This window comes from Ruegeria sp. CDSC051, assembly GCF_059610665.1.
This window is the reverse complement of sequence record NZ_JBXWOC010000005.1, coordinates 336995-362073: the sequence shown is the minus strand read 5'-3', so window position 1 is coordinate 362073 and position 25079 is coordinate 336995. Positions and strand designations below refer to the sequence as shown.

Sequence of the window (25079 nt, the reverse complement as noted above, 5' to 3'; positions counted from 1 at the left end):
TCTGGCGCTTATGAAAATTCTGATCGCCCTGCTTATCTTTCTGCTTCCTGCCGCGGCCAGCGCGAAATGCGTGGTCTTGTTGCATGGTCTTGCGCGGACCGAGGCCTCTTTCACCGTGATGGAGCAGCTGTTCAAGTCACATGACTATTCGGTTGTGCGCCCGGGCTATCCCTCGACCGAGATCGGTATTCCCGAACTGGCCGAACAAACCATTCCTGATGCCTTTGCGTCTTGTGGCGATGACACTGTCAATGTGGTGGCACATTCGATGGGCGGCATTTTGTTGCGCTATTGGCTCAAGGATCATAACCCGGAAAACCTGGGTCGTGTCGTCATGCTGGGGCCGCCCAATCAGGGCAGCCAACTGGTCGATGAACTTAGCGCGTGGGAGGTGTTCGGCTATCTCAACGGACCTGCGGGCCTTCAACTGGGCACAGGCGCCGAAGGGATCCCGGGTCGTCTACCGCCGGTGGATTTTGAACTGGGTGTTATCGCAGGCGAGAACTCATTAAACCCGGTGTTTTCTTCACTGATTGATGGGCCTGATGACGGTAAGGTTTCGGTTGAAAGCACCAAGGTCGAAGGAATGACTGATCACCTGGTTCTGCCGGTGACGCATACGTTCATGATGAACAATCCGCGGGTCATAGCTCAGGCCCTGCACTTCATTGAATTCGGCCAGTTCGACCCGCAGATCACCTGGCTTGACGGGGTGATGGAAGCTATTGACGAGATCTGCATCGGACAAGATTGCTCGGAACCTGACTCGGAGTCCACGCAATGACCGCATTAAGCCTGACCCTGACCGGTGCAGAGGTTCTTCTGCCCGGCGAGGGGCTGACGGATGCCGATCTGTCTATTGCCGATGGCGTGGTTCAGACAGGCCCTGCCGGGCGGCAGATCAACCTGTCAGGATATCTGGTTCTGCCCGGTATTATCGACCTGCATGGTGATGGGTTTGAACGGCACATCGCGCCCCGTCGCGGTGCCATGAAGCAGATGAACGAAGGGATCCTCTCGGTCGAGGCTGAACTGGCGGCCAATGGCATCACCACAGCCGTTCTGGCCCAGTTTTACAGTTGGGAAGGTGGGGTGCGCGGGCCTGAGTTCGCAGGGCAGGTGTTTGATGCCATTGCGGCAGTCAAGGACCACACCGTCACCGATCTGATGCCCCAGCTTCGGTTCGAAACGCATATGCTGGACGATTACGCCGGACTGGCAGAAAAGATTGCGGCTTGGCAGGTGCCCTATGTCGTGTTCAACGACCACCTGCCACATGACCGTCTGGCTGAGGGGCGTAAGCCCCCGCGTCTGACCGGACAGGCGCTCAAGGCCGGTCGCAATCCCGAGGTGCATTTCGAAATGCTGCTGTCGATGCATGCTCGCCGGGATGAGGTGTATACCGCACTGGATATACTCTGTGCTGATTTGACAAAGCAGGGCGTCCGCATGGGCAGCCACGATGACGCCACTGCCCAAACTCGCTCCGATTGGCGCGCGCGGGGCGCGCGGATTTCAGAGTTCCCCGAAACGCTGGAAGCCGCCGAGGCCGCCCGCACCGCCGGGGATCACATCATCCTGGGGTCGCCCAATGTGGTGCGCGGCGGGTCGCATAAAGGGAATGTTAGCGCGCTGGACCTGATTGCGATGGGGCTGTGCGATGCGCTGGCCTCGGATTATCACTATCCCAGCCCGCGCCGGGCAGCCTTGATGCTGGCCAAATCCGGCCTTCTGGACATGGCGGGCGCATGGGCGCTGGTGTCATCAGGGCCAGCCCGCGTACTTGGGTTGCAAGATCGCGGCACGCTCACCCCCGGGCAACGTGCCGATCTGGTCATTCTGGAGGCAGATACAAACCGTGTCGCGGCAACGCTGGCTGCCGGGCGCGTCAGCTATATGGCCGGGGATATCGCCGCGCGGTTTGTCGGCTGATTTACCGCGTGATGCGGTTAAAATGACCCATCTTGCGGCCTGCCTTCACCTCGGCCTTGCCATAAAGATGCAGCGCAACATCACGTTCGGTCGCGAGTTCAGGTACGCGGTCCATATCGTCGCCGATCAGGTTCTCCATCACCACGTCTGAATGACGCTGCCCGTCGCCCAGAGGCCAGCCTGCCACGGCACGGATATGTTGCTCGAATTGATCCACCGCGCAGCCATTCTGTGTCCAATGGCCCGAGTTATGCACGCGCGGTGCGATCTCGTTCACGATCAGACCCTGCGGGGTCACGAACAACTCGACCCCCATGACGCCGACATAGTCCAAGGCGTTCAGGATATTTGCCGCCAACAGGATCGCATCTGTGCGCTTTGCTGCGGGCAGGCGGGCAGGGACGGAGGTGGTGTGCAAAATGCCATCGCGATGCACGTTCTCACCGGGGTCGAAACAGGCGACCTGACCATCCAATCCGCGCGCGGCGATGATTGATACCTCATGGCTGAAATCGACAAAGCCTTCCAGGATCGCAGGCGCGCCCGCCATATCAGCCAGAGCAGTTTCAGCGTCATCGGGGCTGCGCAACCGGGCCTGTCCCTTGCCGTCATAGCCAAATCGGCGGGTCTTCAGGATGGCAGGGGTGCCGATCTGGTCAATTGCAGCCTTCAGGCTGTCCAGATCCGTGATATCGGCGAAGGGCGCTGTATTTAGGCCCAGCCCTTGCAAGAAAACCTTTTCGTTCAGTCGATCCTGACTGACCCGCAGCGCCTCGCGCCCCGGGCGGATGGGGCGGTGGACTTCCAGAATGTCCAGTGCTTCGGTGGGGATGTTCTCGAACTCATAGGTGATGACATCGACTGCTTCGGCAAAGGCCTTAAGGGCCTCGGCATCATCATAAGAGGCGGTGGTCACACGATCCGCCACATGACCCGCAGGCGGGGTCGCACCGGGCTCATAAATATGCGACACAAAACCCAGCCGGGCTGCAGCAACGGACAGCATACGGCCCAGTTGACCGCCGCCCAAAATCCCGATTGTCGCGCCGGGGGCAAGCATTTCCACCATTCTCAACTCTCCAAACGTTTGCCAATAGCGCCAAGTGCTGCGTGCAATACCTTGTGCGCGCCCTGATCTTGCAGGGTCTGTGTCATTTGCAGGCTCAGCGTGCCGTCAGTGGCCAGCGCATCGCGTTCGGCCGCTAGGCGGCCTGCGGCTTTCTTATCCATCGCGTGCAGAAAGCCCGATACCAACTGGGTGGTGTAGAATTCGGCCCCGGCTGCGTCTCCGGTTGTTTCTCCCAGCCAAGTTGCTCCGGTCGCCATCAGGTCCAGAAGGCCGGGAACCATGGCGCAAATGGCGAAATGGGCGTTCAGTGCCGCCTCATCTGCGACCTTGATCACCGGGTTTTCCGGTGCGAACAAATCGGCCAGCAGTTGATCGTTGCCGAAAGCGACCAGCGGGCAGCCACCGTCTTCCAAAAATCCCAGCGGAATGGTTTGCACGATTGCCGGCGCCGGAGAGCAGAGGTCGGTTAGTTCATCTTTCGAAACTGCTGCCATGACCGAGACGATCTGATGGTCGGATCGAAACGTTAAGGCGGCCAGAACGTCCGCAGCGATATGTGGGCGCAGGCACAGGAACACGATCTCGGATGCATCAATCACGGCCTGTGGCGTCGTGACAGACACACCCAGTTCAGCCTTTAGCGCGGTTGAAACCTGGTCATTGCGTTCTGTCACGGAGATCTCGTGCCCTTTACGGGCCAAAAAACGCACCATCGGGGCCGCAATATGGCCCGTACCGATGAATCCGATCCGGCTCATCCCTCGGGTTCTTCGGGGATTGAGGCCGATAGCGCGTCGCGCCAGGCATCTAGCCGGCCGGCCAGAGCGTTATCCTGCAGCGCCAGAATGCCAGCGGCCATCAGCCCCGCATTGGCGCCGCCTGCCGACCCGATCGCCATAGTCGCAACCGGGTACCCTTTGGGCATTTGAACAATGGAATAGAGCGAATCGACGCCAGACAGTGCCCGCGTCTGCACCGGAACGCCGATCACAGGAACGCGTGTTTTCGAGGCCATCATGCCCGGTAAATGCGCAGCCCCGCCGGCCCCTGCAATGATCACCTGCAATCCGCGCGAGACAGCAGTCTTGCCATAGTCCCACAAGCGATCTGGGGTGCGGTGCGCTGAAACGATGCGTTTTTCATAGGCCACGCCCAGCTCATCCAGAATGTCTGCGGCTTCTTTCATCGTGGACCAGTCTGACTGGCTTCCCATGATGATCCCCACTTTAACGTCACTCATCCGCTTGCGTCCCTGCCTTCCGAAAGAGCGCGAACTATAGCCAAATCCGCCTTTGTGGCAATGCGGTTCAGATGTCTCAGGCGATGATATCTGGGGTCAGGCGGTCTTCGATCAGGCGAATGATGTCTTTCAGGCGCAGTTTCTGCTTTTTCAACCGTTTGATCGTCAGTTGATCCGAGGTGCCAGTGGCCTGAAGCGCCTCGATTGCTTCGTCAAGATCACGGTGTTGACGGCGGAAAACTTCCAGCTCTACCCGCAGAACCTCATCAGTTTTCATCGAAAGATCGGTGGGCGCGTTCATTGGCGACTCAGAGTTGTTGTGGTGCTTGTCACACAAGATAGTGTGTCAGGCTTGATCCGGCCAGACCTTGTGGACATCGCTGTATATTCCCATATTCTATTATACGCGGTTGCCAGAATGGGGCCGCACAACACGTCGCTTTGGCAATAAAGGACGAAAATACGTGTCTAAACTTACTCTGGGCTCATACCCGCATCTTTTGGGGTTCGAGCAGTTGGAACGCCTTCTGGAGCGGTCTGCAAAGGCCGGAAATGAAGGGTATCCGCCCTATAATATTGAACAGACCTCGAATTTTTCCTACCGCATTACCTTGGCCGTGGCCGGGTTTGCAGAAGAGGACCTGTCGATTACCATCGAAGATCGACAGTTGGTGATCCGGGGACGTCAGCGCGACGACAGCGAAGGACGTATCTTTCTACACCGTGGGATCGCGGCACGTCAGTTTCAGCGCATGTTCGTGTTGGCCGATGGGGTCGAGGTTGGCGAAGCGATCATTGAAAATGGTCTGCTGCATGTGGATCTGACCCGCGCCGTGCCCGAAACCGTGGTGCAAACGATCAACATAAGAAAGGGGTAAGAGCAATGAATACACCGTTTGAAATCAACGCCGAAGGCGATCGGATCGTCTATGTCAAAACAGTTGAAGTCGCTGATCTACCTCGGGAAGTTCGCGAACAGGCCGGAGATCTGAGCCTGCTATATGCGGTACACGATGCTGATGGCCAGCAACTGGCACTGGTTGCTGATCGCAAGCTGGCGTTTAACCTGGCGCGCGAGCATGATTTTTCGCCGGTGGCCGTGCACTAAAGCGACCTCCGTACGTTTTCCTCGTGACATCCATGGCCTGTCGGGCGAGACAGTCGAACCTATGATGGTTCGAATATCGGAGTGCACGACACATGAATTGGTTCGACTTTGACTGGGTAGACGCCTTCAGCGATCGCGCCTTTGGTGGCAATGGGTGCGCTGTTGTTCATGGTGGGGCAGCTCTGTCCGAAGACGTCTGCATGGCCTATGTGCGCGAGACGTCCTTGGTTGAATGCACCTTTACTGGCCCGTCCGATGTGGCCGATTTCCGGGTTCGTTATTTTCTGGCCAGTCGCGAAATCCCCTTTGCCGGGCATCCTACGATCGCCACCGTAGCTGCAATGCAGTCCAGAGGAATGCTGCAAGGCAATACCCTGACGCTTGAAACCGGCGCAGGGATTGTTTCGATCTGCATCAGCGGTGATGAAATCGAGATGACGCAGATTGCACCACAATTCGGCGCCTATGTTCCCGCCGAGCTGGTCGCCTCTGCCATCAGCCTGCCCAAAGAGGCGATCATCTCGCCACCGCAATTTGTTTCTACCGGGCTGCCCTTCTGTGTCACTGTTCTTCGTGATCACGACGCCCTGCGCGCGGCAAAACTGGTCGAAGGGCCTTTGCGCGAGATTGCCGAAAAGGCGGGCTTTTCCGGCTCCGATATGGCCGAACCATTTCTTGTAACGCTCAAAGGCGCGACCAAAGCGGGCGATACATTCTCGAGATTGCTGTTGGCCCCGCCCAGCCCGCCCGAGGATCCGTTTACCGGATCTGCCACAGGTGCGATGGCGGCGTATCTCTGGAAACATGGGCTGATGCCAAAGGACGTTTTTATTGCCGAGCAAGGCCATGATATGGGGCGCCCCGGTCAGGCGACTGTAACCCGAGCTGGTCCATCGGATGCGATGACAGGCATCAAGGTCGCCGGTCGCGGGCATATCCTTATGCGGGGTCAGGTTGATCTGCCGGATGTCGGATGATGACCGAACCAGCAATCGCCATACTGCCTTATGGGCATCGGTTGGGGCCGAAATTGGCCACGGTTCCTTTGTCGGAACTGACTTGGCCCGAAGGTTGCCCGGATCGTCTGATCGGAAAAACAGTGGGCGATCTTGCGCACACGGACCATCTGATCATGTACCCCAATTCCACGGTACATCTGCGTCTTCGTCGGGGAACACGTGCGCGGATATCTTTGATGATGGGAGAGCCTTCGGCCATCCATGCCAAACATGATCGCATGTTGCGCTATACTTGGCGGCGGTTCTTCCGGGTGCTGACCTTTCATGATGTTTTGCTGCAAGGTATCCCAAACGCCGTGTTTCTGCCTTATGGCGTGACGATGGTGCCTGATTGGCGAGAACTTTTAGTCGAGAAATCTAAATCCTGTTCTTTGATCGCCTCGGCCAAACGTGATCTCGAAGGACATCAGCTGCGCCATTCCGTGATCGACTGGGTTCGTGAATCCGGGGCAGATGTCGATATTATGGGGCGTGGCTATACTCCGTTTGACCGAAAGTCTGACGGGCTGGCCCCATATCGCTATTCGGTGGTGATCGAGAATGTGCGGGAGCGGAATTACTTTTCGGAAAAGCTGACAGACGCGATCTTGTGCTCGACAGTGCCGATCTATTGGGGCTGTCCCAATATTGGTGATTTCTTCGACACATCCGGGATGATCCTGTGCGATTCCGAGGCCGACATTCGGAGTGCGATTCAAGCCGCTTCGGTCGATGACTATGCCGCGCGTCTAGATGCCCTGCGGGCCAGCCAGTCCAAAGCGGCCGAGTTTGGTGATTTCGAAGGACGCGCCGTCGCCGCCATTCGGGCAGAACTATAATCCAATAGAAAAAGGCCCCCGGAAACCGAGGGCCTTTTGCTTGATTCTTTGCGCAGGTTACGATCCGGCGATCAAACCCATGCTTTCCAGCTTGAGCAGAACCTGGTGGGCACAGTTGTCTACGTCCACATTCTCGGTCTCGACGCTCAACTCAGGATTGGCAGGTACGTCGTAGGGATCGGAAATTCCGGTGAATTCCTTGATCTTGCCTTCACGCGCCAGCTTGTACAGGCCCTTGCGATCGCGGCGTTCGCATTCTTCGATGCTGGTGGCCACGTGAACCTCGCAGAAAGCGCCAAACGCTTCGACATCTTCGCGGACGGCGCGGCGGGTCGTGGCGTAGGGTGCGATTGGGGCACAGATAGCGATGCCGCCGTTCTTGGTGATCTCGCTGGCCACATAGCCGATGCGGCGGATGTTCAGGTCGCGATGCTCTTTCGAAAAGCCCAGTTCCGATGACAGGTTCTTACGAACAATGTCTCCATCCAGCAGGGTCACCGGACGACCGCCCATCTCCATCAGCTTTACCATAAGCGCGTTGGCGATGGTCGATTTGCCCGAGCCGGAGAAACCGGTGAAGAATACGGTAAAACCCTGCTGACTGCGCGGCGGTTTGGTCTTGCGCAGCTCGGTCACAACCTCAGGGAAGCTGAACCATTCGGGGATTTCCAGGCCTTCGGCCAGACGGCGGCGCAGTTCTGTGCCCGAGATGTTCAGGATTGTGACGTTGTCTTTGTCGGCGATCTCGTCATTCGGTTCGTATTGAGCGCGTTCCTGCACAAAGACCATGTGTTTGAAATCGACCATTTCGACGCCGATTTCATCCTGGAACTGGCGGAACAAATCCTGTGCGTCGTAGGGGCCATAGAAATCTTCGCCGGCTGAGTTCTTGCCGGGGCCTGCGTGGTCACGGCCGACAATGAAATGCGTGCAGCCGTGGTTGGCGCGGATCAACCCGTGCCACACCGCCTCGCGCGGGCCTGCCATACGCATCGCCAGGTTCAGCAGTGACATCGAAGTTGTCGAGGCCGGGTACTTGTCCAGAACAGCCTCATAGCAACGCACGCGGGTAAAGTGGTCCACGTCGCCCGGCTTGGTCATACCAACAACCGGATGGATCAGCAGGTTGGCCTGCGCCTCTTTGGCGGCACGGAAGGTTAGTTCCTGATGCGCGCGGTGCAGCGGGTTGCGGGTTTGGAACGCAACAATACGGCGCCAACCCAGTTTGCGGAAATAGGCGCGCAGCTCGTTCGGCGTATCGCGGCGGGCACGGAAGTCATAGTGAACGGGCTGTTGGATACCAACAACAGGGCCGCCCAAGTAAACCTTGCCCGCAGTGTTGTGCAGGTAGTTGACCGCCGGGTGGGCATCGTCATCTGCGCCAAAGACCTTTTCCGCCTCGCGCGCCTTGTTCGGCGTCCAGCGGTCGGTCACAGTCATGGTGCCCAAAATGACACCTTCCTGGTCGCGCAGCGCAATGTCCTGACCCAGTTTGATGCCCTCAGCGAAGTCTTCGCTGACATCCAACGTGATTGGCATCGGCCAAAGGGTGCCGTCGGCCAGGCGCATGTTTTCGACGACATTGTCGTAATCGGCCTCGCTTAGGAACCCTTTCAGCGGGTTGAACCCGCCATTCATCAGCAGTTCCAGATCACAGATCTGACGAGGGCTCAGGTCCCAGCTTGTCAGGTCGGCAGCTTCTACTTTCAGTTTCTGTGCGGACTCGTACGAAACATAAAGTTCAGAGATCGGCGCCAGATTGCTTAACATCGTCATGGGAATTCTCTTGTCGAAGGATGGATTGGCCAGTGATTCAGGGGCGTTTGCCGGGCATGTGCCCCGGCGGTCGGGTGAAGTCCAGATGGATTTATGAAACAAAGGACGATATGCGCGGTTTTTCTCCGGATTGGAAGGATTTTCCACATTTTGACGCGAAACCCGACGACAATCCCTTGGATCAAGGCCAAATAGACCGGTTTGAATGAGTGTGTTCTCAGGCGGCAATCTTGGGGGTGAGGTCGGACGCACGTTCGACCGGCAGGGCAGAAATTGGCCTTGTTACCCCACGCAACTGGAAGGGGCGCAGATCGTTCTGCCAACTCTCATGCCCCGCTGCCTTCAGCAGATCGCCCGAAACCAAAAGCTCGACACCCAACCCCTTGGTCTCGGCCTCCAATCGGCTGGCGACATTCACGGCGTCGCCGATAATCGTGCGGCTTGCAGTGCCTACGGCGCCGATTTCGCCCAGAACCAGATCGCCCAGATGTAATCCCATTCCAATGCGAATAAGCGGGCTGCCCTCGGTTTCGAGTTGCTCGTTGAACCGTTGCAATGCGCGGCTGACATTGGCTGCGGCTTTCATCCCGGCCCGTGCTGAACTTGCAGCATCGGCGGTTTCAAACACTGCCAGCAGCCCGTCACCCATATACTTGTCGACCACACCCCCATCCGAGGTGATGGCTGGCACGATGGCGTCAAAGAACCGGTTGAGCAGGAAAACAATGTCATAGGGCAACTGCCCGGTGGTCAGTGCCGTGAACCCACGCATGTCCAGAAACAGCACCGCCAGTTTACGTTCCTGCCCCTGACTGGCATGGGCGCGATTGCGACCGCTACCGGGATTGTACATCCGAAAGGCCGTGATTGGCTCGGTCGGGCGGATCTGACAGGCCAGGCGTGCGCCTTCGGGTGCTTTTACGGCAGCCAAGCTGCGGGCCTCGATCTCACTGGGGACGGGGAGCTGATCTGCACCATTCTCGACAATAACGCGACAGGTGGTGCAGCGCCCCTTGCCACCACATAGCGCAGTGTGGGGAATGCCGTTGGCCTGAGAAATCTCAAGCAGGGTCATGCCTTTTTCGGCCACAATTTCGGGGCCTTCAACATATTTGATGCGCACCGAATGTCGGCGTCGCAAAATTTTGCGCACCAGAAACACAAGCAATGTAGCGCCAACCGCCAGCCCAAATGCAAGCAGCGTATCTTGCCTCACACCCATCAGAGCCTGAAAAGCCTCGGGCGATGGCCAGTTGTAATGTTCGATATACTGATCGCGCAGAAACGGGTCGGCGAAATCAGCCCAGATGCGTCGGCCCTCTGTCAAAAGACCTGCCAGAGCGAAAGACGGAATGAACACGGCGAGCCCGATCAGATAAGGCAGCGTCCTTTGCCACCAGGATGTCAGGCGCAGCCACATGTGAAGACCGATGCAACTGTGGACCCAGACCACCAGCAAAAGCAGGCTTTGTGTCCAGATTGCATAGCTGGGCCACATTAGCGCGATGATATAACCCATCTCATCATTAACCCCGAAAACTGCATGTGCGTATCGGGTGTGAACAAGGTGCGAGATCAGTTGCAGTGGAATCACAAATCCAAGCACCACCTGTAGCCCCAGACTGAAAGGCATTCGCATGGTTCTGCGCTGAGCTAACGAATACAGCGCCAGCCCAAAATGCACGAGCAAGGCCAGATATAGAATCGCGCTGCCGATGTTGTTGCGCGTAATGACATGGCGGCCTTTCTGCATTTCGTGGAGATAATCAGTATGAAACAGTCCCAGACCGATATTGATGAAGTGAAAGAAGGCAAAGATGAACAGGATCAGGCCGCTCATGATCCTCAGCCGGGTAGCCCACCCGCCTTGCCATAGTACGCTTTTCACTCGGTTCACCTGTGTTCGTTTTGCTCGCATCTCAGAGTCTGTAACGGCGCAGAGCGGGGGTCAAGCGAAGCCTCTATGCCCCGGCAACCAGGGATGCGGATCCCCATCCAGGCACACTACCTCTGGCGAGGTGCTAAACAAAACCGCATGACTGAGTTCTGGCCGGGATCGCGAGCTGTATAGCAAGCCGTCGGCGCCTTTGGCGCGGGCGTCATCCGAAAATAGCCAGGTAGGTGAGGTGCCTTCTTTTTCGTGGATATCCTGCCACACGACCGAGGCTTCACTGCGCCCTCGCAGATCTACCAGCCGAGCGCCGGTGATCCGGCATTTTTGAAGAATGCGTGGTGGATCGGATGGGCAGACATAGCGTTTGATGGCGACTTCGGCACCCTCAGCGCTCAGCGAAGAATAAAGCGCGAATTGGCCCGCATAATGAAAACGCCCCTCTGGCGCCCGTGCTGGGGCCAAAGGGGCGTCTATCTGTGACAGGAACAGAATTCTCCAGATCGGGCCGGAGAATTCGATCACCTGATTAATCCTGCTCGGCCAGGAACCGTTCAGCATCCAGCGCGGCCATACAGCCCATCCCGGCGCTGGTAACGGCTTGACGGTAGATGTGATCTGTCAGGTCTCCGGCAGCAAAGACACCTGGAATGGAGGTTTCTGTGGAGCCCGGTTTGGTGATCACATAGCCGCCCATATGGGTTTCCAGCGAGTCCTTGACCAGCTCATTCGCGGGTGCGTGGCCGATGGCGATGAAAACACCTTTACAGGGGATTTCGCGAATCTCACCGGTTTTCACATTCTTGACGCGCACGCCTTCGACACCCAAAGGCGCATCGGTTCCGATGACCTCGTCCAGTTCGTGGAACCACAGGGGCTCGATCTTGTCGTTCTTCATCAGCCGATCCTGCAGGATCTTTTCGGCGCGCAATTCATCGCGGCGATGGATCAAAGTGACCTTGCTGGCAAAGTTGGTCAGAAACAGCGCCTCTTCCACGGCGGTATTGCCGCCGCCGATTACAACGATCTCCTGCCCGCGATAGAAGAACCCGTCGCATGTGGCGCAGGCGGAAACGCCAAAGCCTTTGAACTTCTCTTCCGAGGGCAATCCCAGCCATTTCGCCCGCGCGCCAGTGGCCAGAATGACCGCATCGGCAGTGTAGATGGTGCCGCTGTCGCCCTTGGCGGTGAAGGGGCGTTTCGAGATATCCAGATCGCTGATGATGTCGCCGATGATTTCGCACCCCATCGCGGCGGCGTGCTCCTGCATCTTGATCATCAGATCAGGACCCTGAACCTCGGTAAAGCCGGGATAGTTCTCGACCTCGGTGGTGGTCGTCAGCTGCCCGCCCGGTTCGATGCCCTGAACCAGTATCGGTTCCAGCATCGCACGGCTGGCATATACGCCCGCAGTATAACCGGCAGGTCCTGATCCGATTATCAGAACCCTGGTGTGTTTTGTTTCGGCCATGATACCCCCGACTCGATCTGCCTGATACGGGCCTGCGGCCCCTTGGCGAATTGATATAGCGACCCCCTTGAGGCGCTTAAAGCCCCTTCGTGCCGTATCGGAGAATCCGTTTCACAACTCGCGCTAGAAAAATACCTGGAAAACCAAAGAATATTGCGCAAACGCGAAACATTATTGCGCATCCCTTGGGTGCTGATATAACAACCGAAAATTCAGGAGCTTTTTATGGTCGCGACACGGCTGGACGAGATTGACCGCAAGATTCTGGCAGAATTGCAGGCAGACGGTCGCATGACCAATGTAGAGCTCGCGAAACGTGTGGGAATTTCCGCGCCTCCGTGCCTGCGGCGCGTGCGCACATTGGAAGACTCGGGCCTTATCCGCGGATACCATGCGGAAGTGAATGCGCGTGAGCTGGGTTTTGAGGTTCAGGTCTTTGCAAGCGTCGGATTGGAAAGCCAAGCCGAAGCCGAACTCAGCGCATTCGAGGAACGCTGCCGCGAGTGGCCACTTGTCCGTGAATGCCACATGCTGAACGGCGAAGTGGATTTTATTCTGAAATGCGTCGCTCCTGATCTCAGCAGCTTTCAGCAGTTTTTAACAGGCGAGTTGCTGACCACGCCAAACGTGGCCAGCGTTAAAACCTCACTTGTGATACGCGGCGCTAAGGACGAGCCCGGTGTACCGTTTGACGTCCTGGAAGAACGAATGAACCGGACGGCGTAAAGCGCATCCTTTTGTGACGGCTGGTGCACGGCGGCAAAATCGCCGTGACAACCAGAAACAACACCCAACTAATTAAAATCTGCATAAAGCCCCCACTTTGCAGTACTGGTTAAAACTCAGGCAGTGATTGCGTCCACCTCTCCATCTCCGGCACGCGGTAACTGCAGCGGGCCAAAGTCATTCAGCGATTCGACATGCTCGAACAAGTTCAAATAGATTGAGCGAAGCGAATGGCTGATCATCCGAACCGCATTTACGCCTGGATGATATGATTCAAACTGTAATCCGTCTACCTTGATAACCGAATGGCGTTTCAGACAGATGTGAAACAATTCGATTGGGGTAGGCGGTAGCATCTCGATGACACCCATCCCGTCTTGGAACTCGTGCGCGGGCGTCAAAACAGGAGATCCGCCATACAAGTGCCGCAGATGTGCTGGGGTGCCTAACAGGCGCGCAGCCGGACCGACAGTCACACCTGACATCGGTTTTTGCATTCCGAAGGTATCCGCCATGATGCGTGTCAGCGGGCGTGTGCGACCACGCGAGTCTTCGCGCCCGGGGATCAAAGTCACCGAGCCCTTCCAGACCACGGTTTCCGAAGTTCCATTCTGGGTCAAAACCGTATCGCCAGGCAAAAGATCTTCGATCGCTATCGGCCCGTTTTCGGTTTCGACAAGCGAACCCCGCGTAAAGGCACAAAACGCATCCTCGAACATGGGCAGCGCTGGCGCGATGTGGCGGGTTTGGGATACCTCGCCATTGCTCAACAATGAACTGACCTCATAGCGCCGCAGCTGCGCTTTTTGTTTTGTTGTATTTCTTGGAATCTCGCGCAGCATTGTCGACGTATCGACGGCGTTTCTGGCGGCGCGGGCCAAAGAATGTGGAATAGTCATACTAATTCCGTCCCCTCAAACATCCGCTCAGGAAGGCTGAACCCCCGTACAGGCCCGCCTGATCGGTTTTCTTTGTCTTGAATGCTATGGCGACTTCGAGACGTCGGCTGTAACGGCCGCGCAGTGCGATGGAATTTCGCAAACTCTTGGTCAACACATTGACCCCCCAGACAAACTCACAACTCGCAGACGAAAATTGTCTACGCACACAAACTCCTAAACACATTCACAGAAAGCGTCTGTGAAGCGCCACACACCGGATCGGAGCACCCCCGCTGTGTGTCTTGACCCTCAAAGCCGGCAGAATGGCTTTGGTAGGCCTGTCTAATCAGCGTCGCGAAGCCAAACGGCGCGCCACACTGGCAGAACGACTGGAAACCCGTTTCCACGGCATCTCCAGTTTTTGCTCTCTGGACGCTTTTAGAACAGCGCTGAGAAAGCGGGATCTTTGTTTCATCCTGTTGTCCTACTCGTTCAAGGCTTAGTGCCTAACGACCCAATCTGGGCCTAACGTGTCGCCATATTGAGGCGGCCATAAGGCTGACGCGGGTTGAATCTGGGACAAAAGAAAGTTGGTTGTTTCCTTTTCTTAATCTAGCCGCGCTCACATTCAGAAATATGCAGATAACCATCTGAGAGAGGGCAATAAAACCTAATTTTGGCGACTCATATAGACACAACAAATGTGGCGAAAAAGCGGCGATTTCGCCACAATCAGGATACGCGTCACAGTTTGATGGCGGAAATCAGGCGGCCGTAGTCGGCTTCTTTTGCATGAACCGATCGGCGGTACGAATAGAATCTGTTCGGGTCCGAATAGGTGCAATGACGAATCCACTCTGCATGCCCGACACCAGCCTGACGTAACCGGTGCAGCCCATAGGACGGGAGGTCAAATTGCATCCGATCACCCGTCCCATTTGCGAAGAACCGCAGGTTTTCTGATGATTCAGCGGCAAAGTCTTCTAGGAACTCGGGCCCGACCTCATACGCAATTTGCGAGATTGTGGGCCCTATGACGGCCACTGTATTCTCGCGCCGTGCTCCCAGCGCCTCCATGGAGTCCAACGTGGCCTCAAGCACACCGTCCAGCGCGCCGCGCCATCCTGCATGTGCAGCCCCTATCACTTTTGCGTGGGTGTCGGCAAAAAGAACAGGTTGGCAGTCCGCCGTGAGGATGGTCAGCGCCAGTCCGGGACAGGCCGTAACCAACGCGTCTGCTTTAGGCTTTTCCCCGTCGATTGGACCATCAACAGTTATGACCGTCGGTGAATGCACCTGATGGACTCCGATAAGGGATCCGGGATCGACCTCCATCGCATCCGCTACGCGGTTACGGTTTATCGCGACAGCCTCGGTCTGGTCAGATGATCCATGACCGCAGTTGAGCCCTGCAAAGATCCCGGATGAGGCCCCGCCACGGCGGCAGAAAAAACCATGGCGTACGGATGACAAGAGATCCGAAGTCAGAATTTCCAGCGTCATGATTCCAGTCCCGGTGGCAATGCGGCATAAGATGGGTACAGGCCCAGTACTTTGAACAGGTTTCCCATTTCCTCTGGGTGCGTCAACCGGCGATGTGCGGCTATCAACGCCTCAAGCTTGGACCCGCTGAGTGGTTTCGCCAATGCTTGCGCCCGCGCGGTGATGCCCAGCCGTTCCAGAAAAACGCCTTGGGGTGTCAGGCGCGAATGGGCGCAGCCCGCAGCTCGCGCTGCGCTCGCCAGAGGTTCGAAGTCCACATGGGCGGTCAGATCAGCTTGTCCGGGACTGGAAAGCGGGTCTATCGGCTTGTGGGCATGCAGCGCTTGAAACGTATCCCCAAGCGAATGCCAGTCGCCATAATCCAGGATCAGTCCTGCCCCGCCATGGGTCGCGATCCGTCCGGCGATCACAGTGATGATCGGTATGGCCGAAGGGCAAAGCTCGACCAGATCCCCATCCTGCGTGTCCTCAAGCCGGTTCTTCAAAGCGATCTGTGGCGACCGTGGCCCCTGGCCAAAAGCCAGTGATTCGTCCTTCATCCCGATCAAACGTTCCCGCCAATCGCTGTCATCGCGGATGAATTGGCGAATGGGCAGAGCGTCAAAGAACTCGTTTGCCACCAGCAAAAGCGGGGAATCGGGTAGATCGGTGACTGATGTAATCCAGCGCGGAGCATAGGCATCCAGCGTCTTTGCCTGAATGGTGCGCAGGGTTGGTGAGGCCTCAAGCAGAACAATATCTGCCGCCGCGTGAAAGCCATCCACGCCCTGTGTTGCACGCAGCATGTCAGCCATCAGCGTTCCGCGCCCGGGACCCAGCTCCGCTAGCGTGAAACGGTCCGGACGCCCCTGGTCAATCCAGCAATGCGCAAGGCCGAGCCCGATTAGTTCGCCAAACATCTGGCTGATTTCCGGGGCGGTGATGAAATCGCCCTGCGGGCCAAGGGGGTCGCGGGTGGTGTAATATCCCAGTGTCGGGTGCAGCAGGCATTCGGTCATATAGTCGGCTACACTCATCGGGCCGTCTTGTGCGATACGAGCCTGTAAGAGGTTGGCGAGGGTCATCACTTGGCCTTAGCGCGTAAAGCCAGCCAAAGGCCAAAGGCAATCATTGGCAAAGACAGCAACTGGCCCATGGTCAGGCCGTAGCCGCCCATTTGCCAGGCAAGTCCAAGCGGATTTCCGGCCGAAACAAACTGTGCATCGGGTTGCCGGAAAAACTCGACAATGAAACGCGATGCGCCATAGCCCGCCATAAACACGCCTGTGACCAGACCGGGCCGTAGGAAAGCGCGGCGCCAATAGACCAGCCACAACAGCAGGACGCCCAGCAGCAACCCCTCAAGCGCGGCTTCGTAAAGCTGAGAGGGGTGGCGGGCGCAAAGACCACTAACCGTCGGGCAGTTTTGGGCGGCGGCACCGGGGAATACAAAGGCCCAGGGCAAGTCGCTGGGCCTTCCCCACAGTTCGGCGTTGATGAAATTCGCGACACGACCCAATAACAGCCCAGGCGGCACGGTATGCGCGATCAGATCAGCAAGCGGCAAAATCGAAATTTGGTGACGTCTTGCATAGATATATGAGGCCACGACGACGCCTAGCAATCCACCGTGGAAGGCCATGCCGCCCTGCCAGACCATCAGAATTTCGATCGGGTTCGAAAGGTAATAAGCTGGTTGATAAAACAGCACGAACCCAAGTCGCCCGCCCAGAATCACGCCCAGGATGATCCAGGTGATCAAATCCTCAAGCTGGGCGGGTTGCATCGGTGGCGCCTTGTCGGGCCACAGGGCGGGGCGCTTTAGGGCGATCACCCCCAGGCGCCATGCAATCACAATCCCGGCGATATAGGCGAGGGCGTACCATCTAAGTGCGAACTCCATCCCGAACAGCGAGATCGAGAAAAGTTCGGGCGACAGATCGGGGAAATTTAGAACAGCCTGCATGTGCGTCTCATTGCCCGGGCTTTGAGGGTTAAGTCAACCTTGAGCCTGCGCCAATCATTCCCCATATAGAGACCAACCGCCAAATCGGAGGATAACCATGCAAACCCGCAACAAGATTCTGGATGATGTTTCCCAACTCATGACCAACGCCATGGGTGTTGCCCAAGGCGCAAAGGACGAGGCGGAGAACGCCATGAAGTCGATGATCGACCGTTGGCTGGCTGATCGCGATTTCGTCACACGCGAAGAATTCGACGCTGTCCGTGCCATGGCTCAGAAAGCGCGCGAGGAAAACACAGCGCTCGAGGCGCGCATTGCAGCGTTGGAAGCCAAGCTGGGCGAATAATCCCCCGCGAAATTTTCGAAAAAAAACAAACGCCGCGCAATCCGGTTCTGGGTTGTGCGGTGTTGTGCATCATGCCGTCTTGCGGGAATTAATCAAGACAAAGCTGCATCTGATGCCAATATTTTGATCCCCGTTGCCAGCTATCCACAACTTATTGCTGTTATCCCCAAAAATGGGGGTTGTCAGGCCACCACCCACAGCGCACCATATTTAGTACAGGCCTATGGGGGAAGCCCGGCTTGTAGAGCAGGCAACTAGCGCTGGGGCGCTGCCAGCCCCGAAATGCTAGAAATTAGTGAGGTGGCATTATGGCCCTTTCCGAGCAGTTTCTTGACGAAGACCTTCATCCGATCGACATTGTTGAACATCTTGCCGAACATCACGATTGGGACTTTGATCGGATCGGGGATGATCAGATCGCAATGGCTGTCGAAGGACAGTGGCGCACCTACTCGATTACGCTGGCCTGGTCGAATTATGACGAAACGCTGCGTATGGTGTGCTCGTTCGAGATGGAGCCACCTGAGGCGCGCGAGACCGAGCTTTATGAACTTCTGAACAAGATGAACGATCAGTGCTGGGCCGGGGCCTTCACATACTGGGCCAATCAGAAGCTGATGGTTTACCGGTACGGTCTGGTTCTTGCGGGTGGTCAGATGGCCAGCCCGGAACAGATTGATACGATGATCACTGCAGCGGTCCTGAGCGCCGAGCGTTATTATCCCGCGATCCAACTGGTCACATGGGGCAACCGTACCCCGGAAGACGCGATGCAAGTCGCCATTGCAGAGGCCTACGGCCGCGCGTAAAGCTTTGCCCCGAGCCAAATAAGCGGAGGGGCAATCATGGACATGTCACGCGTCGCCGAACAGGGGCTGGTGCTTTTGGGATGCGGCAAGATGGGATCGGCCATGCTTGCCGGGTGGTTAGAGCATGGCCTTCCTGCCTCGTCAGTCTGGGTGATTGACCCTTTCCCGTCGGATTGGCTGAAATCGTCGGGCGTCAACATCAATACCCCGCTACCCGAGGCGCCTGCAGTTGTGCTGGTCGCGGTAAAGCCGCAGATGATGGGCGATGCGCTGCCCGCAATTACAGCCTTGGGCGGCGGGCGCAGCCTGTTCGTGTCGGTCGCGGCAGGCACCTCAATCTCCACATTCGAAGAGGTGTTGGGCCAGAAAACACCAATCGTGCGTGCCATGCCGAACACCCCGGCGGCGATCCGACAGGGAATCACGGCGTTGATTGGAAATTCTGCTGTTTCGGATGCGGATCTGGCCCTAGCCGAAAACCTGCTATCTGCGGTCGGTGAGACGGTCAGATTGCAGGATGAGGCGCAGATTGATGCCGTTACCGGGCTGAGCGGGTCCGGCCCTGCCTATGTATTCCACCTTATAGAAACGCTCGCTGCCGCGGGTCAGGCTCAGGGCCTGCCACATGATTTGGCGATGAGGCTGGCCAAGTCCACGGTCGCCGGGGCAGGGGCCTTGGCCATGGCGTCTGACGAGGACCCTTCGCAACTGCGCGTCAATGTCACTTCGCCTAATGGAACCACGCAGGCCGCGCTTGAGGTCCTGATGCACGACGAATTCGGTTTTCCCGACCTGCTGCACCGCGCTGTTAAAGCCGCAACCGATCGGTCCAAGGAGCTGTCTCGTGGGTGAAATTACATTCGACGATTTTCTTAAGGTCGACATTCGCGTCGGCGAGGTTATCCGCGCCGAGCCCTTCCCCGAAGCGCGCAAGCCAGCGATCAAGATGTGGATCGATTTTGGACGAGACATCGGCGAGCGGAAAACCTCGGCCCAGATCACTGCGCATTATGATCCCGCCTCATTGGTGGGCAAGCAGGTGATGGCGGTGGTAAATTTCCCTCCGCGCCAGATCGGCAAGTTCATGTCCGAAGTGCTTGTTTTGGGATTGCCCGATGAGACTGGTGAGATCGTCCTGATCGGGCCGGATGGCAAGGTTCCAACCGGTGGGCGGATGCACTGATGCGTGTGTTCATTGCCCGACCGATGACCGCCTCTGTCGAAGCACGTGCACGCGCAGAGTTCGACGCAGAGATGCGCAGTGAAACCTTGCCGATGTCACCCAAGGAAATGGGGCATGCGCTGTCCGAATTCGATGTCGTGGTGCCGACCTTGGGCGACCTGTTTTCTGCCCAGATCTTTGCTGAGGTGCCGAAACCGCGATGCAAGCTGCTGGCGAATTTCGGGGTTGGGTACAATCACATTGATGTGGACGCGGCCCGTAACGCCGGAATTGCCGTGACCAACACGCCGGGCGCTGTCACAGATGCGACTGCCGATATCGCCATGACATTGCTGCTGTCCACGGCCCGCCGCGCCGGAGAAGGCGAACGGCTGGTACGTTCAAACCTTTGGCAGGGCTGGCACCCGACACAGATGTTGGGCCATCACGTGACCGGCAAACGGGTCGGCATTGTGGGCATGGGGCGCATTGGGCAAGCCATCGCGCGACGTTGCCACTATGGGTTTGGTATGCACGTCGCCTATCAATCGCGTAGCCCAAAGGAGCTAGAGTTTCCGGCGGATTATGTCCCAGACCTCAAAGCTTTGGCTGCCGGTGTAGATTTCCTGATCCTGGCTGTGCCGGGCGGTGCCGAAACCCGGCATCTGATCAATGCGCAGGTGCTGCAGGCGATGAACGCTGCTGCCATCCTGATCAATATTTCTCGGGGAGAGGTATTGGATGAATCGGCCCTGATTTCGGCGTTGCAAGAAAAGCAAATCGCGGGTGCGGGTCTGGATGTCTACGAATTCGAACCCGCAGTGCCGCAAGCTCTGACAGATTTGCAGAACGTGACCCTGCTGCCCCACCTGGGTACCGCGACTGAGGAGGTCCGCAGCGATATGGGGCACATGGCGCTAGATAATGTTGCGGCCTTTGTTCAGGGGCGTCCGCTGCCAAATCCGGTTTAGGTGCCCACGGCCTCGCGCCAATGCCTGCGGCACAGCGAGACATAGGTTTCGTTGCCACCAATTTGAACCTGAGCACCCTGGGTGATGGGATTTCCATTCTCGTCCTGACGAATCACCATTGTTGCCTTGCGGCCGCATTCGCAGATCGTGCGAACCTCACGCATCTCATCCGCCAGCGCCAGCAAGGCGGCCGACCCGGGAAACAGCCGGCCCTGAAAATCGACCCGCAACCCATAGGCCAGCACCGGCACGTTCAGGTCATCTACGGCGCGGGCCAGTTGCCAGACCTGATCTTCGGTCAGGAACTGGGCTTCGTCGATAAAGACACATGCAATTTTGCCTTGCGCCAGACGGGCTTCGATCATGGCGAAAACATCATCATCGGTGTCAAAAGTATCAGCCTCGGATGATATCCCAATCCGCGAGGCAATTTTCCCAGCACCGGCGCGTCCATCCAATGCAGCCGTCATCAGGTAAGTATCCATGCCGCGCTCGCGATAATTATGCGAGGCCTGCAGCAACACGGTCGATTTGCCCGCGTTCATAGTCGAGTAGTTGAAGTAAAGTTTTGCCATGGCTCGGGTCTAATTCGCCAGCCCCGCCTGGGCAAGCCATCTCATGTGGCGAAATGAGCGACGCCGCCGTTGTCCAGTTAGGGGATGAGCTCACGCTCTTTGGGGATGGAGCCCCTGCACTCACAACAGCGACGCCTTCGGCCTATAAGCGGCCTAAACGAAGCGGGGCTAATATGTGCCCCGCTATCACTCGCTACCGGCATTATTGCCGCCACTCACTCACAAAACCCTCGCATATCTGAGGGATAGCCAACATATCGCATTTCAATTATGACTCAGGTATGGGAAATTTCATTTCCCTTTCCCCCGCAATGGCAGATGTAGTGGGGAAGGCAGGTAGCAAAGGTAAAAACATGGCAGATATCGGGGCCTATCTCAAAAAGCACACCGAAGCGTTGGTCAAGGACGTTGGAATTGAGTCCGCGTGTGAGATCACGGGTAAATCCAAAGCCACGCTTGGCCGATATTATTCAGATAATGCAGAGCATGCTGATCGGTTCATGCCGGTTGATGCAGTTGCACGCCTTGAGGCGGTGGCCAACTTTCCGCATGTGACGTCGGCTTTGGCCGACCTCAAGAACATTACGCTGTCATATGATGGCCGCAACACTGACGCTCCTCGCACCGGAGGTGTGAATTCGGATGTCATCGCGTTGAGCCAACGCTTTGCCATGCTTATGACCGAATACCAGTCTGCTATCGAAGACGGTATCATCACGGTGAACGAGGCCAAACGCCTGTTGAAGGAAACCAGCCTGCTGCAGCATGTTCTGATCGAAATGAAGCTGCACCTGGAAGAAGAAAGCGTGAGCTGAGGCAAGGGAAGCTGCGTGTCTTGATCTAGTTTGGTGTGCGTACCGATACTCATGACATGCTAGGTCAAGCTTGACCCGATCTGAACGCTCGCATGCTGGGGCTTTTGCCGCTTGCCGCCGGACGGGGTGATGCCAGTGCTGAAACAAGGATCAAACAACCAAGCCGGGTAGAATGAGCCCGGTTTTCTTGTACGAATTTGTAGTTGCGCGGAGTGTTGTCTTAACCGTGCCGTTTCACGATTACCGAACCCACGGAATACCCCGCTCCGAAGGAACAGATAAGACCGATCTCGCCATCGGTGAAATCGTCCGAGTATTTCGAAAATGCGATGATCGACCCTGCCGAGGACGTGTTCGCATAGTCTTGCAGGATGTTTGGCTGCTCTCCGGGGGCGGGCTCGCGGCCCATGACTTTTTTACCGATGAAATCATTCATCGTTTTGTTCGCCTGATGCAGCCAAAGACGTTTGAGATCGGCGTTGCTGATCCCTTCGGCGTCCATGTGATCGGCAATGTGTTTGCTGACCATTGGAAGAACCTCTTTGAACACTTTACGGCCGTTTTGCATGAACTGCATGTCGCGGCGGTCGGTCAATCCCTCTGGCCGAGTGCGACGCAGGAAGCCATTATTGTTTCGGATGTTGTTGGAAAAATCCGTGGCGCAGCTGGTCGACAAAATCTCGAAATGCGGTCCGGTCGCATCCTCGATCCGTTCGATCACGGTGGCCGTTGCCACGTCACCAAAAATAAAGTGGCAATCTCGGTCACGCCATTCCAGGTGGCCCGTGCAAATCTCGGGGTTTACCACAAGCGCACATTTGACCGAACCGGACCTGACCATATCCGCCGCCGCCTGAATGCCGAACGTGGCCGAAGAACAGGCAACGTTCATATCGAATCCGAACCCTTTGCATCCCAGCGCCTGCTGGATCTCGATCGCGATTGCAGGATAAGCCCGTTCATGGTTCGAAGCCGCGCAGATTACCAGATCAACATCGTCCCCGTTGCGCCCAGCCTGTGCCAGCGCTTTCTTGCAGGCGTCAACGGCCATTTCGGTCATGATGCCAGGTTCATCGTCAGAGCGCTGACGAAACAGCGGGTGCATCACGTCGGGATCCAGAACGCCCGCTTTGTCCATCACATAGCGGTTCTCGATTCCGGAGGCCTTCAGAATGAACTCTTCAGACGAATGCTGCATCGGCTCAACGTCACCAGCGGCAATCGCCTCTGCGTTCTGGGTGTTCATCCTGTCGGCATGTGCATTGAAGGCCGAAACGAGCTCGGCATTCGTAATGACATTATCTGGCGTGAAAACACCCGAGCCGGTGATTGCTGGCGTATACATGTTGGGTCCTGGATTTCTGGATTCACCTAAAATGCCGTTATGATTGGTATTGTTCAAGAGAGATTGACCCGAGGGAATGTTAAGCTTGGTTGGAAATTGAGCTTCAGTTCTTGAATAGTTCGTTTTTCGAAGTATATACGCGTCAAATTCTGCAAGGAATCATCCCATGGCCCATGATCATAACACTCTGTTGCATCGCTTAAGCCCCGAGATGCAGGCGATGATGGGTGTGTATGCGCTCTATTGGAAGCTCGAGGAGAGCTTCGATGCCATCGAAATAGAGCTGAGCCATCAGGAATGCCATATGGTGATCAAATTGGATCAGCCCAGGCGCATGGGCGTTTTGGCGGCTGACATGCTGTCAGTTCCTTCGACAATCACGTCGACCGCCGATGCCTTGGAAAAAGCGGGCTATCTGAGACGCGAACGCGATCCAGAGGATCGCCGTGCATGGCTTTTGGTTTTGACCGAAAAAGGCACAGAAACACGCCAGATGCTTGTAGCCCAAGCGGGCGCCCTGTTTCAGCGCGCGTCCGGACTGAACAAAGATGAAACCGCAGAATTCGCAAGACTGGCCCGGAAGATCCGGGAAAACATACTGAAAACTGGAATTCCCGAGGGACTGAAGAAATGAAACTGATCTCTGCTTTGGGCGTGGCCCTGATCTTTCTCTCCAGCTCAATCATGGCTGAAGAAGCTGCCAAGCCGGTAAAGCTGATGGTGGTAAAGGAAACCACGCCTGGGTTCACACGTCAGTTCTTTGGTCGCGTCGCTGCGCGGCAAACGGTTGATCTGGCCTTTCAGGTGGCTGGACAGATTGTTGAAATGCCAGTGGCTGAAGGATTTGTCATCCCCAAGGGTGAGCTGATCGCCGAGCTGGATCGTGAGCCGTTCCAGCGCCGCTATGATCGTGCCGTTCTGCAGAAAGATCAGGCGGATCGGACCCTGGCCCGCCTGTCTCGGCTGCGGGGAACTGCGGCCAGCCAAGTGGCTGTGGACGACTCTGAGACTGCGGCGCAACTGGCTGATATCGCTGTGCGTGACGCGCTTTACGACCTGGAACAGGCGACATTGACGGCACCATTTAACGCGCTGGTGTCCAGCCGGGCGGTCGAGGCCTTTACCACTGTTTCCGCAGGTACCCCGATCGTGCGTATCCATGATATGTCCGAACTTCGGATTGAGGTCGACGTACCCGAAATTTTGTTTCAACGGTCGGGCCAGCAGGATGACATCACCATCACCGCGAAATTTCCGGTGAGCGACGAAGTCTTCCCGCTTCAGATCCGCGAATTCGATGCTGAATCTTCAAGCGTCGGTCAAACCTTCCGCATCCAATTTGGCCTGACACCGCCTGAAGGGCTGCAAATTCTGCCTGGTTCGTCGGCTACTGTGACCGTTCGGGTCAAGGACCAGAAACGGGGAATCTTTGTTCCGCCTACAGCCATTGTGGCCGATGTCGAAGGGGCGCTGGGCGTAATGGTGTTTTCTCCGACTGGGGCTGACCAAGGGACACTGCGCCGCGTCCCTGTTACCATCGAGCCCACGGAAACCGGTGATGTCAACGTACTGGACGGCCTAAGTGACGGGGAAGAAATCGTTGTCGCCGGCGGCGACGTTTTGATTGACGGTCAGGTGGTGCGCCGCTTTACCGGTCTTGCCAACTAAGGGGCGGAT

At 56.9% G+C, this 25079-nt stretch carries 29 protein-coding genes; 15 read left to right on the top strand and 14 right to left on the bottom strand.

The window, feature by feature from the left end:
• Positions 1-10: 10 nt before the first annotated feature.
• Together AC2FH0_RS14480 and AC2FH0_RS14475 are read left to right on the top strand one after the other, a co-directional pair.
• On the top strand, positions 11-784 hold the full coding sequence (locus tag AC2FH0_RS14480) for an alpha/beta fold hydrolase (RefSeq protein ID WP_496789658.1): 774 nt from the start codon (positions 11-13) through the stop codon (positions 782-784).
• The gene (locus AC2FH0_RS14475) at positions 781-1932 is read left to right on the top strand and encodes an alpha-D-ribose 1-methylphosphonate 5-triphosphate diphosphatase (protein ID WP_496789657.1); all 1152 of its coding nucleotides are present in this window, start codon (positions 781-783) and stop codon (positions 1930-1932) included. The genes AC2FH0_RS14480 and AC2FH0_RS14475 overlap by 4 nt, the downstream gene beginning before the upstream one ends.
• A 1-nt stretch (position 1933) precedes the next feature.
• On the opposite strand, the gene AC2FH0_RS14470 is transcribed toward AC2FH0_RS14475, so the two are convergent.
• The 4 genes from AC2FH0_RS14470 to AC2FH0_RS14455 form a co-directional block, all read right to left on the bottom strand.
• The gene (locus AC2FH0_RS14470; RefSeq protein ID WP_496789655.1) at positions 1934-3001 is read right to left on the bottom strand and encodes a 5-(carboxyamino)imidazole ribonucleotide synthase; all 1068 of its coding nucleotides are present in this window, start codon (positions 2999-3001) and stop codon (positions 1934-1936) included.
• A 2-nt stretch (positions 3002-3003) separates the two neighbouring features.
• Positions 3004-3759 carry an NAD(P)-binding domain-containing protein gene (locus AC2FH0_RS14465; protein ID WP_496789654.1) on the bottom strand — a complete coding sequence of 252 codons (756 nt, stop codon included), beginning with the start codon at positions 3757-3759 and terminating at the stop codon, positions 3004-3006.
• Entirely contained in the window at positions 3756-4241 is a 486-nt protein-coding gene (gene purE / locus AC2FH0_RS14460; protein ID WP_496789653.1) for a 5-(carboxyamino)imidazole ribonucleotide mutase, read from the bottom strand. The genes AC2FH0_RS14465 and purE overlap by 4 nt, the downstream gene beginning before the upstream one ends.
• Before the next feature lie 76 nt (positions 4242-4317).
• Positions 4318-4542 (bottom strand): YdcH family protein, encoded by a 225-nt coding sequence (locus AC2FH0_RS14455; RefSeq protein WP_037308505.1) that lies wholly within the window; start codon positions 4540-4542, stop codon positions 4318-4320.
• 163 nt (positions 4543-4705) lie between these two features.
• On the opposite strand from AC2FH0_RS14455, the gene AC2FH0_RS14450 reads away from it, so the two are divergent.
• From AC2FH0_RS14450 to AC2FH0_RS14435, 4 genes are all read left to right on the top strand, one after another.
• Positions 4706-5119 carry an Hsp20 family protein gene (locus AC2FH0_RS14450; protein ID WP_142636541.1) on the top strand — a complete coding sequence of 138 codons (414 nt, stop codon included), beginning with the start codon at positions 4706-4708 and terminating at the stop codon, positions 5117-5119.
• Between the two features lie 5 nt (positions 5120-5124).
• A complete protein-coding gene (locus AC2FH0_RS14445; protein ID WP_142636543.1) occupies positions 5125-5349 on the top strand; it encodes a DUF1150 family protein in 225 nt (74 codons plus the stop codon).
• A 92-nt stretch (positions 5350-5441) separates the two neighbouring features.
• Positions 5442-6326 carry a PhzF family phenazine biosynthesis protein gene (locus AC2FH0_RS14440; RefSeq protein ID WP_496789651.1) on the top strand — a complete coding sequence of 295 codons (885 nt, stop codon included), beginning with the start codon at positions 5442-5444 and terminating at the stop codon, positions 6324-6326.
• Positions 6326-7186, top strand: a complete 861-nt coding sequence (locus tag AC2FH0_RS14435; protein ID WP_496789650.1) for a hypothetical protein — start codon at positions 6326-6328, stop codon at positions 7184-7186. Before AC2FH0_RS14440 ends, AC2FH0_RS14435 begins: the two co-directional genes overlap by 1 nt.
• Positions 7187-7243: 57 nt before the next feature.
• On the opposite strand, the gene AC2FH0_RS14430 is transcribed toward AC2FH0_RS14435, so the two are convergent.
• From AC2FH0_RS14430 to trxB, 4 genes are all read right to left on the bottom strand, one after another.
• Positions 7244-8962 (bottom strand): bifunctional sulfate adenylyltransferase/adenylylsulfate kinase, encoded by a 1719-nt coding sequence (locus tag AC2FH0_RS14430; protein ID WP_142636548.1) that lies wholly within the window; start codon positions 8960-8962, stop codon positions 7244-7246.
• Positions 8963-9179: 217 nt separating this feature from the next.
• A complete protein-coding gene (locus AC2FH0_RS14425) occupies positions 9180-10802 on the bottom strand; it encodes an adenylate/guanylate cyclase domain-containing protein (protein WP_496789649.1) in 1623 nt (540 codons plus the stop codon).
• A 108-nt stretch (positions 10803-10910) separates the two neighbouring features.
• Positions 10911-11378, bottom strand: a complete 468-nt coding sequence (locus AC2FH0_RS14420) for an RES family NAD+ phosphorylase (RefSeq protein ID WP_281972662.1) — start codon at positions 11376-11378, stop codon at positions 10911-10913.
• A 4-nt stretch (positions 11379-11382) separates the two neighbouring features.
• Positions 11383-12324, bottom strand: a complete 942-nt coding sequence (gene trxB / locus AC2FH0_RS14415) for a thioredoxin-disulfide reductase (RefSeq protein ID WP_496789647.1) — start codon at positions 12322-12324, stop codon at positions 11383-11385.
• A 225-nt stretch (positions 12325-12549) separates the two neighbouring features.
• On the opposite strand from trxB, the gene AC2FH0_RS14410 reads away from it, so the two are divergent.
• Positions 12550-13050, top strand: coding sequence for an Lrp/AsnC family transcriptional regulator (locus tag AC2FH0_RS14410; protein ID WP_142636556.1), 501 nt, complete (start codon positions 12550-12552; stop codon positions 13048-13050).
• 116 nt (positions 13051-13166) lie between these two features.
• On the opposite strand, the gene AC2FH0_RS14405 is transcribed toward AC2FH0_RS14410, so the two are convergent.
• The 4 genes from AC2FH0_RS14405 to lgt form a co-directional block, all read right to left on the bottom strand.
• Complete coding sequence (locus tag AC2FH0_RS14405; protein ID WP_271949219.1) at positions 13167-13949, bottom strand: Hint domain-containing protein; 783 nt, start codon at positions 13947-13949, stop codon at positions 13167-13169.
• A 726-nt stretch (positions 13950-14675) separates the two neighbouring features.
• Positions 14676-15434: a peptidoglycan editing factor PgeF gene (gene pgeF / locus AC2FH0_RS14400; RefSeq protein WP_496701915.1), complete on the bottom strand. Its 759-nt coding sequence runs from the start codon at positions 15432-15434 to the stop codon at positions 14676-14678.
• The gene (locus AC2FH0_RS14395; protein WP_496789646.1) at positions 15431-16498 is read right to left on the bottom strand and encodes a class I SAM-dependent methyltransferase; all 1068 of its coding nucleotides are present in this window, start codon (positions 16496-16498) and stop codon (positions 15431-15433) included. The genes pgeF and AC2FH0_RS14395 overlap by 4 nt, the downstream gene beginning before the upstream one ends.
• Entirely contained in the window at positions 16498-17379 is an 882-nt protein-coding gene (gene lgt, locus AC2FH0_RS14390; protein ID WP_496789645.1) for a prolipoprotein diacylglyceryl transferase, read from the bottom strand. The genes AC2FH0_RS14395 and lgt overlap by 1 nt, the downstream gene beginning before the upstream one ends.
• A 97-nt stretch (positions 17380-17476) precedes the next feature.
• Between lgt and AC2FH0_RS14385 the strand changes: the two genes are divergently transcribed.
• The 5 genes from AC2FH0_RS14385 to AC2FH0_RS14365 all read left to right on the top strand — a co-directional run bounded on the left by AC2FH0_RS14385 (position 17477) and on the right by AC2FH0_RS14365 (position 20667).
• Complete coding sequence (locus AC2FH0_RS14385) at positions 17477-17725, top strand: accessory factor UbiK family protein (protein ID WP_142636566.1); 249 nt, start codon at positions 17477-17479, stop codon at positions 17723-17725.
• A 308-nt stretch (positions 17726-18033) separates the two neighbouring features.
• A complete protein-coding gene (locus AC2FH0_RS14380; protein WP_496691006.1) occupies positions 18034-18534 on the top strand; it encodes a type III secretion system chaperone family protein in 501 nt (166 codons plus the stop codon).
• 36 nt (positions 18535-18570) lie between these two features.
• The gene (gene proC / locus AC2FH0_RS14375) at positions 18571-19386 is read left to right on the top strand and encodes a pyrroline-5-carboxylate reductase (RefSeq protein WP_496706683.1); all 816 of its coding nucleotides are present in this window, start codon (positions 18571-18573) and stop codon (positions 19384-19386) included.
• A complete protein-coding gene (locus AC2FH0_RS14370) occupies positions 19379-19717 on the top strand; it encodes a tRNA-binding protein (protein WP_282021513.1) in 339 nt (112 codons plus the stop codon). The genes proC and AC2FH0_RS14370 overlap by 8 nt, the downstream gene beginning before the upstream one ends.
• Complete coding sequence (locus AC2FH0_RS14365; RefSeq protein ID WP_496789644.1) at positions 19717-20667, top strand: 2-hydroxyacid dehydrogenase; 951 nt, start codon at positions 19717-19719, stop codon at positions 20665-20667. The genes AC2FH0_RS14370 and AC2FH0_RS14365 overlap by 1 nt, the downstream gene beginning before the upstream one ends.
• Here the strand turns inward: AC2FH0_RS14365 and AC2FH0_RS14360 are convergent.
• Entirely contained in the window at positions 20664-21242 is a 579-nt protein-coding gene (locus AC2FH0_RS14360; protein ID WP_142636576.1) for a thymidine kinase, read from the bottom strand. The two genes, AC2FH0_RS14365 and AC2FH0_RS14360, sit on opposite strands and share 4 nt — an antisense overlap.
• A 353-nt stretch (positions 21243-21595) precedes the next feature.
• Here AC2FH0_RS14360 and AC2FH0_RS14355 point away from each other — a divergent pair, with 353 nt between their 5' ends.
• Positions 21596-22057, top strand: a complete 462-nt coding sequence (locus AC2FH0_RS14355) for a hypothetical protein (protein WP_142636888.1) — start codon at positions 21596-21598, stop codon at positions 22055-22057.
• A gap of 220 nt (positions 22058-22277) precedes the next feature.
• Here AC2FH0_RS14355 and AC2FH0_RS14350 read toward each other — a convergent pair whose 3' ends face one another.
• A complete protein-coding gene (locus AC2FH0_RS14350) occupies positions 22278-23402 on the bottom strand; it encodes a beta-ketoacyl-ACP synthase III (RefSeq protein ID WP_496789642.1) in 1125 nt (374 codons plus the stop codon).
• A gap of 166 nt (positions 23403-23568) precedes the next feature.
• Here AC2FH0_RS14350 and AC2FH0_RS14345 point away from each other — a divergent pair, with 166 nt between their 5' ends.
• Positions 23569-24036: a MarR family winged helix-turn-helix transcriptional regulator gene (locus AC2FH0_RS14345; protein WP_185956678.1), complete on the top strand. Its 468-nt coding sequence runs from the start codon at positions 23569-23571 to the stop codon at positions 24034-24036.
• Positions 24033-25070, top strand: a complete 1038-nt coding sequence (locus AC2FH0_RS14340) for an efflux RND transporter periplasmic adaptor subunit (RefSeq protein ID WP_271949243.1) — start codon at positions 24033-24035, stop codon at positions 25068-25070. The genes AC2FH0_RS14345 and AC2FH0_RS14340 overlap by 4 nt, the downstream gene beginning before the upstream one ends.
• Positions 25071-25079 lie beyond the last annotated feature (9 nt).

Coding starts and splice junctions, on each gene's coding strand:
- AC2FH0_RS14480 (WP_496789658.1), top strand. CDS start 11: ATGAAAATTCTGATCGCCCTGCTTATCTTTCTGCTTCCTGCCGCGGCC.
- AC2FH0_RS14475 (WP_496789657.1), top strand. CDS start 781: ATGACCGCATTAAGCCTGACCCTGACCGGTGCAGAGGTTCTTCTGCCC.
- AC2FH0_RS14470 (WP_496789655.1), bottom strand. CDS start 3,001: ATGGTGGAAATGCTTGCCCCCGGCGCGACAATCGGGATTTTGGGCGGC.
- AC2FH0_RS14465 (WP_496789654.1), bottom strand. CDS start 3,759: ATGAGCCGGATCGGATTCATCGGTACGGGCCATATTGCGGCCCCGATG.
- purE (WP_496789653.1), bottom strand. CDS start 4,241: ATGAGTGACGTTAAAGTGGGGATCATCATGGGAAGCCAGTCAGACTGG.
- AC2FH0_RS14455 (WP_037308505.1), bottom strand. CDS start 4,542: ATGAACGCGCCCACCGATCTTTCGATGAAAACTGATGAGGTTCTGCGG.
- AC2FH0_RS14445 (WP_142636543.1), top strand. CDS start 5,125: ATGAATACACCGTTTGAAATCAACGCCGAAGGCGATCGGATCGTCTAT.
- AC2FH0_RS14440 (WP_496789651.1), top strand. CDS start 5,442: ATGAATTGGTTCGACTTTGACTGGGTAGACGCCTTCAGCGATCGCGCC.
- AC2FH0_RS14435 (WP_496789650.1), top strand. CDS start 6,326: ATGACCGAACCAGCAATCGCCATACTGCCTTATGGGCATCGGTTGGGG.
- AC2FH0_RS14430 (WP_142636548.1), bottom strand. CDS start 8,962: ATGACGATGTTAAGCAATCTGGCGCCGATCTCTGAACTTTATGTTTCG.
- AC2FH0_RS14425 (WP_496789649.1), bottom strand. CDS start 10,802: ATGAGCGGCCTGATCCTGTTCATCTTTGCCTTCTTTCACTTCATCAAT.
- trxB (WP_496789647.1), bottom strand. CDS start 12,324: ATGGCCGAAACAAAACACACCAGGGTTCTGATAATCGGATCAGGACCT.
- AC2FH0_RS14410 (WP_142636556.1), top strand. CDS start 12,550: ATGGTCGCGACACGGCTGGACGAGATTGACCGCAAGATTCTGGCAGAA.
- AC2FH0_RS14405 (WP_271949219.1), bottom strand. CDS start 13,949: ATGACTATTCCACATTCTTTGGCCCGCGCCGCCAGAAACGCCGTCGAT.
- pgeF (WP_496701915.1), bottom strand. CDS start 15,434: ATGACGCTGGAAATTCTGACTTCGGATCTCTTGTCATCCGTACGCCAT.
- AC2FH0_RS14395 (WP_496789646.1), bottom strand. CDS start 16,498: ATGACCCTCGCCAACCTCTTACAGGCTCGTATCGCACAAGACGGCCCG.
- lgt (WP_496789645.1), bottom strand. CDS start 17,379: ATGCAGGCTGTTCTAAATTTCCCCGATCTGTCGCCCGAACTTTTCTCG.
- AC2FH0_RS14385 (WP_142636566.1), top strand. CDS start 17,477: ATGCAAACCCGCAACAAGATTCTGGATGATGTTTCCCAACTCATGACC.
- AC2FH0_RS14380 (WP_496691006.1), top strand. CDS start 18,034: ATGGCCCTTTCCGAGCAGTTTCTTGACGAAGACCTTCATCCGATCGAC.
- proC (WP_496706683.1), top strand. CDS start 18,571: ATGGACATGTCACGCGTCGCCGAACAGGGGCTGGTGCTTTTGGGATGC.
- AC2FH0_RS14365 (WP_496789644.1), top strand. CDS start 19,717: ATGCGTGTGTTCATTGCCCGACCGATGACCGCCTCTGTCGAAGCACGT.
- AC2FH0_RS14360 (WP_142636576.1), bottom strand. CDS start 21,242: ATGGCAAAACTTTACTTCAACTACTCGACTATGAACGCGGGCAAATCG.
- AC2FH0_RS14355 (WP_142636888.1), top strand. CDS start 21,596: ATGGCAGATATCGGGGCCTATCTCAAAAAGCACACCGAAGCGTTGGTC.
- AC2FH0_RS14350 (WP_496789642.1), bottom strand. CDS start 23,402: ATGTATACGCCAGCAATCACCGGCTCGGGTGTTTTCACGCCAGATAAT.
- AC2FH0_RS14345 (WP_185956678.1), top strand. CDS start 23,569: ATGGCCCATGATCATAACACTCTGTTGCATCGCTTAAGCCCCGAGATG.
- AC2FH0_RS14340 (WP_271949243.1), top strand. CDS start 24,033: ATGAAACTGATCTCTGCTTTGGGCGTGGCCCTGATCTTTCTCTCCAGC.